The following is a 13984-nucleotide window of genomic DNA, read 5'->3' as shown; positions in this document are numbered from 1 at the left end:
AGAATGAATCAATATCAATATGAAGATTTGCAGATTGTAAACAAAGAGACCGTTTACAAAGGGCATTTTGAACTCCAAAAAATCACTTTCCGCCACAAGCTCTTTTCCGGTGAAATGAGCGGCGATGTGGTGCGTGAATTACTCATTAAAGGCGAAGCAGCCGCACTTATTGCTTATGATCCCAAACTGGATAATGTAGTGTTGGTTGAACAAGTGCGTATTGGGGCTTATGACTCTTCCCAGAAAAAATCACCTTGGTTATTAGAATTAGTCGCTGGTATGGTTGATAAAGGCAATGAAGAACCCGCTGAAGTCGCTATTCGGGAAGCAAAAGAAGAAGCAGGCTTAGAAGTAAGCGAAGTACAACACGCCCTTAGCGTATGGGACAGCCCCGGCGGACAGCTTGAGCGTTTACATTTATTTCTTGGCTTGATTGATAGCAGTAAAGTCAAATCAGGCGAAGTTCACGGTTTATTAGAAGAAGAAAATGAGGATATTTTAGTCCACGTTGTCAGCCGTGAGCAGGCTTATCAATGGGTTGAGGAAGGTAAAATCGATAATGTGATTGCGGTTATTGGGTTGCAGTGGTTGCAGTTGAATTACAATAAATTTAAGCCCTAAATCTAAAAGAATACCCCCATTTTATAGAATATAACGAATGGGGGAAATAACTAAAAATATGCCATCACGCTGAGCCCAAACACATCGGCAATACTATGGGCGATCCAAAACGGAAATAGATTTTTCTCTTTTGAGCGGGAATAAAACAGGTAAATAATTAAACCAAGCCAAATTCCTAATCCTAAAGCGGTTTCTAATCCTTGATATGTGTGAAAACTAACCCGAATTATGAGCGAGTAAATAACCGCACATATCAAAAATTTAGGTCTAACTGCAAGACAAATACCGAGAAAAAAGATCTCTTCATAAAAACCATTCAATATAGCATACAAGACTGTTGAAAATTCAACGCCACTTAATACAGTTAAAAACGATACCGAATTTCCCGAAGCATAAAATCCGTAAATTCCGTAAATGAAGGCATAATAAAGATCCATTGCGAGTGATAGTAAGATAAATAACCCAACACCTTGTAAAACCGATTTTAAAGATGGCTCAATATGCCATTGGCTAAAGTTAAAATTCCGCCATTTTAAATAGCAAAATGCAGCTATTAATAATCCAAGTTGGGTTATAAATGCTTGATAATTTTGTGCATTCGAAAAAGTTAAATTCTCTTCTAACGTAACTGTTTCTTGACTTAGCAATAAATATTGTGAAAAAGAAGTATAAATTGCTAATCCGAAAAAGATGATGGTTAGAACAACGAGATCCAATATATTTAAGTACGCTCTTTTCATTTTCCCTCCTTTTTATCACCGTTCACTATTATGTAAATAACAAAAAAATTTGCAAATTTTTTTAAAATTTTTTGATTTTCCTCTTGAACCGTTAAATTTTGCCCCTATTTATGGTTTCGTCTGAACGGGAAATTATCCCGTTTCTTTTTGAAAATGAATTTATAACTAGAGGAATCATAAAATGGGTAAAATCATTGGTATTGACTTAGGTACAACGAACTCTTGTGTTGCAGTAATGGACGGCGACAAACCACGTGTAATTGAAAATGCAGAAGGTGCACGCACAACGCCATCAATCATCGCTTACACAGACAAAGAAACCTTAGTGGGTCAGCCGGCAAAACGCCAGGCGATCACTAACCCGAAAAATACATTATTTGCAATCAAACGTTTAATCGGTCGCCGTTTTACGGATGCAGAAGTGCAACGTGATATCGAAATTATGCCGTTTGAAATCAGTAAAGCAGATAATGGCGATGCGTGGGTAACGGTGAAAGGTGAAAAATTAGCACCACCACAAATCTCTGCTGAAATCTTGAAAAAAATGAAGAAAACTGCGGAAGATTTCTTAGGCGAGCCGGTAACTGAAGCAGTAATCACTGTACCTGCATACTTTAACGATGCTCAACGTCAAGCAACCAAAGATGCCGGTCGTATCGCAGGTTTAGATGTAAAACGTATCATCAACGAACCAACAGCGGCAGCCTTAGCTTACGGTTTAGATTCTAAGAAAGAGAACCAAACTATCGCGGTTTACGACTTAGGTGGTGGTACATTCGATATTTCAATCATCGAAATTGATAACTTTGACGGCGAGCAAACCTTTGAAGTGCGTGCAACCAACGGTGATACTCACTTAGGGGGTGAAGACTTTGATAACCGTGTTATCAACTACTTAGTAGAAGAGTTCCAAAAAGAGCAAGGCGTTGATTTACGCAACGACCCAATGGCTATGCAACGTGTGAAAGAAGCGGCTGAAAAAGCGAAAATCGAGCTTTCTTCTGCACAAGAAACAGAAGTAAATCTTCCATACATCACGGCAGATGCAACCGGTCCGAAACACTTAAACATCAAAGTAACCCGTGCAAAATTAGAAGCATTAGTGGAAGATTTAGTAAACCGTTCATTAGAGCCGTTAAAAACTGCATTAGCAGATGCAGGCTTATCGGTTAGCGAAATCAACGATGTAATCTTAGTGGGCGGTCAAACCCGTATGCCATTAGTACAGAAAAAAGTGGCAGACTTCTTCGGGAAAGAACCTCGTAAAGATGTGAACCCGGATGAAGCAGTAGCAATCGGTGCAGCAGTGCAAGGCGGTGTATTAAGCGGTTCTGTAACAGACGTATTGTTATTAGACGTTACCCCACTTTCATTAGGTATCGAAACAATGGGTGGTGTAATGACGACCTTAATTGAGAAAAACACGACGATCCCAACCAAAAAATCGCAAGTGTTCTCAACGGCGGAAGATAACCAATCTGCGGTAACGATCCACGTGTTACAAGGTGAACGTAAACGTGCAGCGGATAACAAATCTTTAGGTCAATTCAACCTTGAAGGTATTAACCCTGCTCCACGCGGTATGCCACAAATTGAAGTAACTTTCGATATTGATGCGAACGGTATCATTAACGTGTCTGCGAAAGATAAAAATACAGGTAAAGAGCAACAAATCAAAATCCAAGCATCTTCAGGCTTAAGCGATGAAGAAGTAGAACAAATGGTGCGTGATGCGGAAGCGAACGCTGAAGCAGACAAAAAATTTGAAGAGTTAGTTCAAACCCGTAACCAAGCAGACGGTATTGCTCACGCAACCCGTAAGCAAATTACAGAAGCAGGCGATGCGTTAAATGCAGACGACAAAGCGAAAATCGAAGCAGCTATTGCAGAGTTAGAAACTGCAGCAAAAGGCGAAGATAAAGCTGACATCGAAGCGAAAATTGAAGCATTAATCAAAGCCTCAGAACCGCTAATGCAAGCCGCTCAAGCAAAAGCCCAAGCCGGCGAGCAACCACAACAAGCTCAAAAAGATGATGGTGTGGTAGATGCGGAATTTGAAGAAGTGAAAGACAATAAATAATCTTTCCCAAACCTGTAGGGGCGAAACATCTTTCGCCCCTTTTGCATAATGTGAACGTAGGGGCAAATTGCAATTTGTCCCTACAACAAGCGGTCAAATTCTAAGGAAATTTTGCAAATGCTTAAGCTCTATCCCACAACCGAAAAAGTGCAAATTCCGCTTTATAAAATCTACAATCACAAAACAGGCGAAACCGTTATTGCAACGGAAACGGAAACTGAAAACGGTAACGAACCGATTTTGATGGAAGATTTTATTTGGTTTGAGAAAGTTCCAACCACTGAAGATCTACTTTCAGAAACGTGGGCAAGCATTGAAAACCGCTCCAAGCAAGGCTTGTTAAAACGAGCCTACACTGTGGATTTTGAAAAACATTTACCTGACGGCAAAGTCGAAATTTATATTGCGGTGAATCCGCATTGTTAATATAACTAGAGATCTGATCCCCCTCTTTAGAAAAGAGGGGAGTAAAACAAGCGGTCATTTTTTATAAAAATTTTGCAAAAATACGGAAAAACTATGGCGAAAAAAGATTATTACGAAGTCCTTGGGTTAGAAAAAGGGGCAAGTGAGAAAGACATCAAACGTGCTTATAAACGTTTGGCGGCAAAGCATCACCCTGACAAAAACCAAGGTAGTAAAGACTCGGAAGAAAAATTTAAAGAGATCACTGAAGCGTACGAAGTTTTAACCGACAACGAAAAACGTGCAATGTACGACCAATACGGACACGCTGCTTTTGAACAAGGCGGGGGCGGTTCAGGCGGATTTGGAGGCTTCGGTGGCGGTGGTTTTGGCGGCTTTGAAGACATCTTCAGTGAAATGTTTGGTGGAGGCTTCGGTGGCGGTGGTCGCCGTAGCCCTGTAGTACGTGGCGATGATTTACGTTACGACATCGAAATCACGCTGGAAGAAGCGGTAAAAGGTTGCAAGAAGGATATTCGCATTCAAACCTTAGCGGAATGTGATACTTGCCACGGCTCAGGTGCAGAGGCTGGCAGCAAAGTGGAAACTTGTTCTCACTGCCACGGTACAGGTCGGATTCGCCGTCAGCAAGGTTTTTTTGTAACGGAAGCAGTCTGTCCAAGTTGCCACGGCACCGGCAAACGTATTGAAAAACCGTGTCGCTCTTGCCACGGTGATGGTCGTGTACAAAAAGCGAAAAATCTCTCCGTTACTATTCCGGCAGGGGTGGATACCGGTAACCAACTTCGTTTATCCGGCGAAGGGGCAGCAGGCGAAAACGGAGCACCGGCAGGCGATTTATATGTGGTAATTCACGTTAAAGAACACGATATTTTTGAACGTGATGGTTCAAATTTATATTGTGAAGTGCCAATCAGCTTTACCCTTGCGGCGTTAGGTGGCGAAATTGAAGTGCCAACCCTAGACGGCAAACTCAAACTTAAAATTCCGGCAGAAACCCAAACAGGCAAACTGTTTCGTGTGAGAGGTAAAGGGGTGGCAAGTGCAAGAGGTGGCTACACCGGCGATTTAATTTGTAAAGTAGTGATTGAAACCCCTGTAAATCTGAATGAAGAACAAAAAGCCTTATTACGTCAATTTGAAGAAAGTTTAGATGGCAAAGGCAAGCACCGCCCGAAACACGAAGGTTTTTTTGACGGTGTGAAAAGGTTCTTTGATAATTTAGGGAAATAAACCAAAGAAAACAAAAGGGGCGAAAGCCCCTTTTACGTTTTCCGAAATATACCGTAGGGGCAAGTTTTAGTCCGCCTAATTTATCTCAATATTCGAGAATGTTACTCCCCTCCTACGAAAATCCATTTAAGAAAAATTTGCAAAATTTTCCTAAAAACAAACCGCTTGTGTAAAAAAACACAAAACCCCAACGGCTTTCACCATTGGGGTTTATTTCTTATTTATCCGTCAGATTATCTTTTTAAATCGTAACGGTCTGCATTCATTACTTTCACCCACGCTGCAACGAAGTCTTTCACGAATTTCTCGTGAGCATCGTCTTGTGCGTAAAGCTCTGCGTAAGCACGTAAGATTGAGTTAGAACCAAACACTAAATCAACACGGGTCGCAGTGAATTTGGTTTCACCTGATTTGCGATCTACGATGTTGTAGCTGTTACGACCTGTAGGCTCCCAACGGTTGCCCATATCCACTAAGTTGCGGAAGAAGTCTGTGCTTAACACGCCTACACGGTCAGTGAATACGCCGTGTTTGCTGCCGCCGTGGTTTGCACCTAATACGCGTAAACCACCGACTAACACAGTCATTTCAACTGCAGTTAAGCCCATTAATTGAGCACGGTCTAACAGTAACTCTTCCGGAGTTGGCTCGTAGTGCGCTTCTTGGAAGTTACGGAAACCATCGTGGATAGGTTTTAAGTACTCGAAGCTTTCTACATCAGTCATCTCTTGTACTGAGTCACCACGACCTGCTGCGAATGGAACAGTGATGTTCACGCCTGCTGCTTTCGCTGCTTGTTCAACTGCCGCAGAACCACCTAATACGATTAAGTCTGCGATAGACACGTTAGTTTCAGCAGATAATTTTTCGTAAACGGCTAATACTTTCGCTAAACGCTCAGGTTCGTTACCGATCCAATCTTTTTGTGGAGCAAGACGGATTCGCGCACCGTTTGCACCACCACGGTAGTCTGATTGACGGAATGTACGTGCAGAGTCCCAAGCGGTTGCGATTAACTCTTGTAAACTTAAGCCGCTTGCTAAGATTTTCGCTTTTAAGCCTTCGATTTCTGCTTCAGTTGGTACATATTTCGGAGCAGGAATCGGATCTTGCCAGATTAAATCTTCTTCAGGAACTAATGGACCGAAGTAGCGAGATTTTGGTCCCATATCACGGTGGGTTAATTTAAACCACGCACGTGCAAATGCGTCATCAAATGCTGCTTGGTCGTTTAAGAATTTCTCAGAAATTTTACGATAGTCTGGATCTTTGATTAACGCCATATCCGCATCATTCATCGTGATTTTGCGTTTGATAGTTGGATCATTCTGGTCTGCTGGCATATCTTCAGGATCCATTTCAGATGGTTCCCACTGTTTTGCACCAGCTGGAGAACGAACGCTCACGAATTTGTCTTCGTATTTGAATAATAATTTGAAGAACTCATTATCCCAACGGTCTGGGTGAGTTGTCCAAGCACCTTCTAAACCAGAAGTTACTTTACCAGGATTTGCTTGAACCCAACCTAAACCTTGATCTGCTAAACCTGCTGCTTCAGGTTCTGCACCTAATTTCGACGCATCACCATTGCCGTGGTGTTTGCCGATAGTATGACCACCAGCAGTTAATGCAACCACTTCTTCATCATTCATACCCATTGCTTTGAAGGTGATTTTCATATCACGTGCAGTTTTTAATGGATCTTGCTCACCATCAACACCTTCTGGGTTTACATAGATTAATCCCATCATTACGGCTGCCAGTGGGTTTTCTAATTCACGATCACCAGACCAACGGCTACCTTTTGAACCGGTTTTCGCTAACCATTCAGTTTCACTTCCCCAGTAAACATCTTTTTCCGGATGCCAAATATCTTCACGACCGAATGCGAAACCGAAGGTTTTTAAACCTGCTGCTTCATAGCCCATAGTACCCGCTAATACGATTAAGTCAGCCCAAGAAATTTTATTACCATATTTTAATTTGATTGGTTGTAATAAACGACGAGCTTTATCTAAATTCGCATTATCCGGCCAGCTATTTAATGGAGCAAAACGGATATTCCCCGTATTTGCACCACCACGACCGTCAGCAACACGGTAAGAACCTGCTGCGTGCCAAGATAAACGTCCCATTAAACCACCGTAGTAACCGTGGTCTGCCGGCCACCATTCTTGGCTGTTACGCAATAACGCTGCGATGTCTTTTTTCAACGCATCAACATCTAATTTTTTTAACTCTTCTGCATAGTTGAAATTTTCACCTAATGGGTTCACTTTTTTGTCGTGTTGGTGAAGAATGTCTAAATTTAAAGTTTTTGGCCACCAAGCCATAGGACCTTGTTGATCGGAAGTTACACTGCCGTGAAACGGGCAGCCAGCTGTTTGCATTTCTTTCATTGTTGGTTCCTTCAAAAAATAAGTTAAGGTATTAAAAACAATAGGTATGAACTATTTCAATGGGAATTATATGGGGATTTCAAGTTTGAAAAAAGCTATTAATATTTATTAATTTAATTGTCAATAACAATTAAATACCACGAAGTAAACTTTACAAGCGGTTAAAATAAATAAACGCCATACAAAGTATGGCGTTAAGGCATCTAAAAATAAAACGAGTTTGAATTATTTAACTACCGTAATTTCCCATAATGCATCGCCAATTTGCTGATAATCGGTTACTTCATAGCCTTCTTCTTCTGCCCAGTTTGGAATAGCTTCTGTAGCTTGAGTACAGTCAAACTCAATCGTTAAACTATCCCCCTTATTTAATTTTGCCATTGCTGCTTTAGCTTCAACCAACGGAAATGGACAAACAAGTCCTGAAGCCGGTAAACGAACATTCATTATAATACTCCTTAAAAATTAACTTTTTAAACGTTGCGGACGAATAATTGTAAAATATGCACCAACCGATGTACCTAAAATCATAATAGGTAATGAAATCCAACCTTGCCACGAGAAAAATGCGGTTTCAACTAAGCCGTTGCCGATCGAGCAACCACCGGCAAGACTTGCCCCAATTCCCATTAATGCACCACCACCGGCACTACGAAGCATTGTGGTTGCATCTGGCACTCTAAAACGAAATTCATTGGATAATTTTGCAGCAACAAAAGAACCAATTAAAATTCCCAATACTAAAAACACACCCCAGTTAATAAATTTATCATCACCAAATACAAAATATTGAATAACATTTGCACTCGGAGAAGTAATGCCTAAGCCAAAATTTCTACCTGCTGCATTACTTAGAGGCCACGCTAACAGTGCAATAAGACCAACTAATACCGCTGTTACAAACGGATGCCAACGTTTTTCAAATAGAATATGGGCTAAACCTGTTTTTCGTGGTTTTAATGCAATGGTTTTTCCTCTTGGTTTTCTTAAATGGCGAATAGCCAGTGTTAAAGTAACTACAGTTAAAATAAACACTAAAATCCAAGGTGAAATGCCAAATGTTTCGTAAATAGTGCGTTGTTCAATCACTTTACTTTTTAATTCTTGATTGAACGGGGCTAATACACCTGTTCGCATTGAAGCTGAGAATAGTGCATACATAATTAACGCTACCCAACTACCAATTAAACCTTCACCGGCACGATACCAAGTTCCTGTTGCACAACCACCTGCATAGATGATACCAACACCGAATAAGAATGCTCCGATAATCACAGCAAGTAGCGGTAAATTCTCTGCGGGAGAGTCAAAAGAACCCGCTTCATATAACAACCAAATGCCGATAGATTGAACAGTAATCGCAATTAAAAGAGCCACAAACATACGGCTACTTTTAGTTACATAAAGATCACGAAACGCTCCCGTAATACAGAAACGTCCACGCTGCATTACAAAACCGAGTAGGAAACCACATAACAATCCTGTTAATAACATAAAAAATACCTCACTAAAATAAATAGAGAGGTATTAAAGTATAAAGCCGCCTAGATGGCTAATAATCTTTAGTGAAATAATATGCTATTCCGTTATATTAAATATGAGGAATAAAGTCATCTTTACCGCCAAGTTTATTAAAGGCTACTCGTCTTGGATCAACTGCTTTTGCCTTTTTAATCATCGGTTCAACGGTTGAGCCTTGCACTAGAATTGAGAAAGTAACTACGGCATAGGTCATTAACAAAATCAAATCTCGTACATCAATATTTCCTTCTGAGCTAGCGATTACGGCAGAACCCGTTGGTACAGCAAGTGCCATTGCTAATGCCAAGCCGCCACGTAAACCACCCCACGTCATAATCTTGAGCGTATAAGGGTTATAAGTGCGGAAGCGTTTTAACACTTGGTACGGAATCCATAAACTGATGTAGCGGGAAAGTAAACAAATTGGAATTGCCGCAATCATCAACACGCCACCAATAAAGGTAAAATCAACCAATAAGGTGCTTAATCCAATAAGAAGGAACAAGAGATAGTTAAGTGAATGGTCAATCATCTCCCAAAAGTGATCTAGGTATTTCTGGCTCTGTTCGGAAAAGCCTGAGCGGCGTGTCCAGTTTCCAATCATAATCCCTGCCACAACCATTGTTAATGCTCCTGAAACGTGTAGGTAATTAGCAATCACAAAGCCAACAGTTGGAATGGTAAGTGTGATTAAAATCTCAAGGCTTCCGTCATCAGTGGCAGAAATAAATTTATGAGCAATAAAACCCGTTAATAACCCAAATAAAATGCCCCCAACAGCTTCTTGTAAAAATAGCCCTACTACACCACCCAATGTAGGCTCTTGCCCCCCAAATGCTACGGCAAAAATGGTGGTAAAAATCACTAAACCGATACCGTCATTGAATAAAGATTCCCCTTCAACGTGCATAGAAAGACGTTTTGGAGCTTTGAGACTTTTAATAATTGCAAGCACAGCAATAGGGTCGGTTGGAGAAATAAGCGAGCCAAATAATAAACAGTAAACAAATCCAATATCTAATCCGCATATTCTTGCTACCGCATAAATTAAACCGCCTATTAAAAAGGTAGAAATCAAGGTAGAAATTAAGGCATAAACGGCAATCTCTCGGCGTTGCTCTTTCATTAAGGGGAGCTTAATACCCAATGACCCTGCGAAAAGTAAGAAACCTAACATACCGTTTAATAAGAAGCTTTTGAAATCAAGTTGTTCGAAAATGGAAATGGCAAGTTGATCAACATTAAACCAGCCAAGAGAACCGAAGGTAAGAATAAGGAGAGAACCGATAAGAGCAGAAGCTGTGATTGCAATGGTTGTTTGAATATTTTCATTCAATTTTCTTGTAAAAAACGAAATAAACATTGCAAGCCCAAATAGCAAGCAGATATAAGAGTAAAGCTGCATAAAATTTACCTATAAATATGAAAATTGGCGTTAGTGTAAACCTTCTCCGATTGAATATCTATATAAAAAATAAGCAGAATTTACTTTTATTCAATTCTGCCTATTTTGAGTTATGCCTTAACGAGCAACCTTTCTAAAATTTGGTAATAAATCTCACCACATTTGGCTAAATCTTCTACACTCACACATTCATTCACTTTATGAATAGTCGCATTGAGCGGACCAAACTCTACTACTTCTGTTCCCATTAAAGCGATGAATCTGCCGTCTGAAGTCCCACCACCAGTATCTAAACGAGGCGTAATTTTTGTTACATTTTCGACCGCTTGTACAGTGGCTTCCACTAATTTTCCGTTACCGGCAAGGAAAGGCTTTCCTGATAAATTCCAATTAATACGATATTTCAAACCGTGTTTTTCTAACATTTCCGCCACTTGGGCTTTAATGATTTCATCGGTTACTTCGGTGCAATAACGTAGATTAAACTGTATATAAAGCTCGCCCGGAATCACATTATTGCTACCTGTACCCGCTTTAATGTTTGCCACCTGTAAGCTGGTTGGTGGGAAAAATTCGTTGCCGTTATCCCATTGATAAGTAGTCAATTCGGTTAAAAAGCCCAATGACGTATGCACCGGGTTTTCCGCTAAGTGTGGATAGGCAACGTGCCCTTGAATGCCTTCAATATATAAATCAGCGGTAATTGAGCCACGTCTGCCGTTTTTAATAACATCGCCCAGCACCTTACCACTTGAAGGTTCGCCCACTACGCAATAATGCACCGCTTCATTACGATCCATCAAGGTTTCCACCACTTTTACCGTGCCGTCTTTTGCTGCGGCTTCCTCATCAGAGGTGATCAGCAACGCTACTTTGCCTTTATGATTTGGGTTATTTCTCACAAAGGTTTCTGCGGCAACTACCAATGCTGCGAGCGAGCCTTTCATATCCGCAGCTCCTCGCCCATAAAGCATTCCATCTATAATTTCAGCAGAAAATGGCGGATATTGCCATTGGCTTTCTTCGCCGACAGGCACAACATCGGTATGTCCTGCAAAGGCAACGCAGGGTTCATCTTTGCCATTTTCTGTGCCGTATGTTGCCCACATATTTAGCGTGTCGCCAAACGGCAGCCATTCGATTTGGAAGCCGACTTTTGCCAAGCGTTCTGCAATTTCCTGTTGGCAACCTTTGTCTTGCGGGCTGATGGAATCACGGCGGATAAGGTTTTGGGCAAGGGAGATAATTTCGTTTTTCATAAGATTACAAGCGGTGATTTTTGGTTATTTTTTTGCAATATTGAGTTTACGTTCGATCTAGTCCCCCTCTTTAGCAAAGAGGGGAGTAAATCTCAGGTTAATTAAAGGCTAAACGCAGCCACATACTCTTTTTCATTAAACCCGAGCAGAGCAATATCATTTTGAATCACAATCGGGCGTTTAATTAATGTAGGTTGTTCGATTAAAACTTCTAATGCCGTTTCACGATTCAGATTATTTTTGGTTTCATCATCTAAATTTCGCCAAGTGGTACTGCGTTTATTTACCAAATTTTCCCAACCGAATTTAGTTTCCATTTCGACCAACCAATCTGTATTTAAACCATCTACACGGTAGTCGTGTAGTTGAGGTTGTTGATTGTTTTCTTCCAGCCACTTTAAGGTTTTTTTCACGGTATCGCAATTTTTAATGCCATAAACTAAGGTTGTCATTTTTACTCCTAAAATTAATTATCTGAGTCAATCGTTGCGTGCCAAATTTTCAGCATATCAGCGGTTTCTGCTACATCGTGAACGCGTAAAATTTTTGCCCCGTTTTGAACGGCAATCAATGCAGCCGTAACAGACCCGACAACACGTTGCTCTACAGGTTTATCTAATACCGCCCCGATCATTGATTTACGAGAAAGCCCGGCAAGCACAGGAAAACCTGAATCCACAAAGGCTTTAAAATGTTTCAATAATTGATAATTATGCTTAACTGTTTTACCAAAGCCAAATCCGGGGTCTAAAATAATATGTTCCTTCGGAATGCCGGCATTGATACACGCAAAAATTCGCTGATTTAAAAAATCCGCTACTTCTTCCAATACATCATCATATTCCGGCTTTTGCTGCATTGTTTGCGGATTACCCTGCATATGCATTAAACAGACCGGCAAGCCAAGCTCAGCTGCTGTTTCTAATGCATTTGGCTCCGTTAAAGCTCGGATATCATTAATTATATCCATACCCACTTTTGCCGCCTGCTTGAATACTTCCGCTTTAGAACTATCTACCGAAATTAAGCAATCAAAACGGTTATGAATGGCTTCTACCACAGGCACAACACGCTCAAGCTCTTCTTCCAGCGTTACAATCGCTGCATTCGGGCGAGTAGATTCTCCTCCCACATCAATGATGCTTGCTCCTTCATTAAGCATTTTCTCAACTTGGAATAAAGCTTTATCAAGGGAGAAAAACTTCCCTGAATCCGAGAAGGAATCAGGCGTGAAGTTTAAAATCCCCATAATTTGTGGCTTAGTTAAATCTAACAAGCGGTCATTTTTTTGAAAATTTTTGAAATGGATTTGCATCTACTTTTCAGCTCTTAATTTTGCCAATACGCCTTTTAAAGTTTTATCTAGCGGTGCGGTAATCACCATCTCTTCACCACTTTTCGGGTGTTCAAAACGGATAGAATAAGCGTGTAGAAATAAACGGTGTAACCCGGCTTCTTTCATTTTGCTGTCGAAATCGCTATCGCCATATTTATCATCCAACGCAATCGGGTGTCCTACATATTGAGTATGCACACGGATTTGGTGGGTTCTGCCTGTAACTGGCGATGCTTTCACCAAAGTTGCATTCGCATAGCGTTCTTCAATGCTAAAACGAGTTTCTGAAGGTTTGCCCTCTTCACTCACACGCACAATTCGCTCGCCGCTTGCCAGCTCGTTTTTCAGCAACGGGGCTTTAATCACTTTAGTGTGAGCTTGCCACTGACCTCGCACTAATGCCAAGTAATCTTTTTGCACCACTTTTTCCCGTAACTGTTCGTGTAGACTACGCAACGCCGAGCGTTTTTTGGCTACCAACAAAATGCCCGAAGTATCACGGTCAATTCGGTGCACCAGTTCTAGAAAACGAGCTTGTGGACGCAACGCTCTTAACGCTTCAATCACACCAAAGCTCAAGCCACTTCCGCCGTGTACCGCAATGCCTGAGGGCTTGTTGATCACCAACATCACTTCATCTTCATACAGAATTTGATCTTCCAATTCCGCTACTTTATTCAGTTTGGTAGAAATAGGGGCTTCGTTTTTCTCGGCTACACGCACCGGCGGTACACGTACCACATCATCGGCTTGTAATTTGTAGTCGGGCTTAGTTCGTCCTTTATTTACCCGTACTTCACCTTTACGCACAATACGGTAAATCAAACTTTTCGGCACACCTTTAAGTTTGGCTAATAAAAAATTATCTAAACGCTGCCCGGCTTCATCTTCGCTGATAGAAAAAAACTGAACGCCGGCACTAATTACTTTTTCTGTTGTCATTATGTTGTCTTTTAGGGAAAAT

Annotated in this window: 13 protein-coding genes; 4 read left to right on the top strand and 9 right to left on the bottom strand. The window is 41.0% G+C overall.

Features of this window, described 5'->3' with window-relative positions; translation table 11 throughout:
• Window positions 1-3 precede the first annotated feature (3 nt).
• Window positions 4-621 (top strand): ADP-ribose diphosphatase, encoded by a 618-nt coding sequence (nudF, locus tag ICJ55_RS03820; protein WP_188157379.1) that lies wholly within the window; start codon window positions 4-6, stop codon window positions 619-621.
• A gap of 50 nt (window positions 622-671) precedes the next feature.
• Here the strand turns inward: nudF and ICJ55_RS03815 are convergent, their stop codons facing one another.
• Window positions 672-1361 carry a CPBP family glutamic-type intramembrane protease gene (locus ICJ55_RS03815; protein ID WP_188157378.1) on the bottom strand — a complete coding sequence of 230 codons (690 nt, stop codon included), beginning with the start codon at window positions 1359-1361 and terminating at the stop codon, window positions 672-674.
• A gap of 181 nt (window positions 1362-1542) precedes the next feature.
• On the opposite strand from ICJ55_RS03815, the gene dnaK reads away from it, so the two are divergent.
• The 3 genes from dnaK (at window position 1543) to dnaJ (ending at window position 5100) form a co-directional block, all read left to right on the top strand.
• On the top strand, window positions 1543-3441 hold the full coding sequence (gene dnaK / locus ICJ55_RS03810) for a molecular chaperone DnaK (RefSeq protein WP_188157377.1): 1899 nt from the start codon (window positions 1543-1545) through the stop codon (window positions 3439-3441).
• Window positions 3442-3558: 117 nt separating this feature from the next.
• Window positions 3559-3867, top strand: a complete 309-nt coding sequence (locus tag ICJ55_RS03805) for a hypothetical protein (RefSeq protein ID WP_188157376.1) — start codon at window positions 3559-3561, stop codon at window positions 3865-3867.
• A gap of 93 nt (window positions 3868-3960) precedes the next feature.
• Window positions 3961-5100, top strand: coding sequence for a molecular chaperone DnaJ (dnaJ, locus tag ICJ55_RS03800; protein ID WP_188157375.1), 1140 nt, complete (start codon window positions 3961-3963; stop codon window positions 5098-5100).
• Window positions 5101-5333: 233 nt separating this feature from the next.
• Here dnaJ and katG read toward each other — a convergent pair whose 3' ends face one another.
• The 8 genes from katG to rluC form a co-directional block, all read right to left on the bottom strand.
• Window positions 5334-7499, bottom strand: coding sequence for a catalase/peroxidase HPI (gene katG, locus ICJ55_RS03795; RefSeq protein ID WP_188157374.1), 2166 nt, complete (start codon window positions 7497-7499; stop codon window positions 5334-5336).
• A 225-nt stretch (window positions 7500-7724) separates the two neighbouring features.
• Window positions 7725-7946 carry a sulfurtransferase TusA family protein gene (locus ICJ55_RS03790; protein ID WP_025235204.1) on the bottom strand — a complete coding sequence of 74 codons (222 nt, stop codon included), beginning with the start codon at window positions 7944-7946 and terminating at the stop codon, window positions 7725-7727.
• A gap of 18 nt (window positions 7947-7964) precedes the next feature.
• Window positions 7965-8993 (bottom strand): YeeE/YedE family protein, encoded by a 1029-nt coding sequence (locus tag ICJ55_RS03785; RefSeq protein ID WP_188157373.1) that lies wholly within the window; start codon window positions 8991-8993, stop codon window positions 7965-7967.
• Between the two features lie 97 nt (window positions 8994-9090).
• On the bottom strand, window positions 9091-10425 hold the full coding sequence (locus ICJ55_RS03780; protein ID WP_025235202.1) for a cation:proton antiporter: 1335 nt from the start codon (window positions 10423-10425) through the stop codon (window positions 9091-9093).
• Between the two features lie 110 nt (window positions 10426-10535).
• Window positions 10536-11684, bottom strand: a complete 1149-nt coding sequence (gene dapE, locus ICJ55_RS03775) for a succinyl-diaminopimelate desuccinylase (protein WP_188157372.1) — start codon at window positions 11682-11684, stop codon at window positions 10536-10538.
• Window positions 11685-11785: 101 nt separating this feature from the next.
• Window positions 11786-12136, bottom strand: a complete 351-nt coding sequence (locus ICJ55_RS03770) for an ArsC family reductase (RefSeq protein ID WP_188157371.1) — start codon at window positions 12134-12136, stop codon at window positions 11786-11788.
• Window positions 12137-12150: 14 nt separating this feature from the next.
• Entirely contained in the window at window positions 12151-12999 is an 849-nt protein-coding gene (folP, locus tag ICJ55_RS03765) for a dihydropteroate synthase (RefSeq protein WP_188157370.1), read from the bottom strand.
• Complete coding sequence (rluC, locus tag ICJ55_RS03760) at window positions 13000-13962, bottom strand: 23S rRNA pseudouridine(955/2504/2580) synthase RluC (RefSeq protein ID WP_188157369.1); 963 nt, start codon at window positions 13960-13962, stop codon at window positions 13000-13002. It abuts the gene before it with no gap.
• Window positions 13963-13984: the final 22 nt, after the last annotated feature.

It is taken from the genome of Mannheimia bovis (assembly GCF_014541205.1).
Taxonomy (GTDB): Bacteria; Pseudomonadota; Gammaproteobacteria; order Enterobacterales; family Pasteurellaceae; genus Mannheimia; species Mannheimia bovis.
This window is presented reverse-complemented; position numbering and strand designations above follow the sequence as displayed.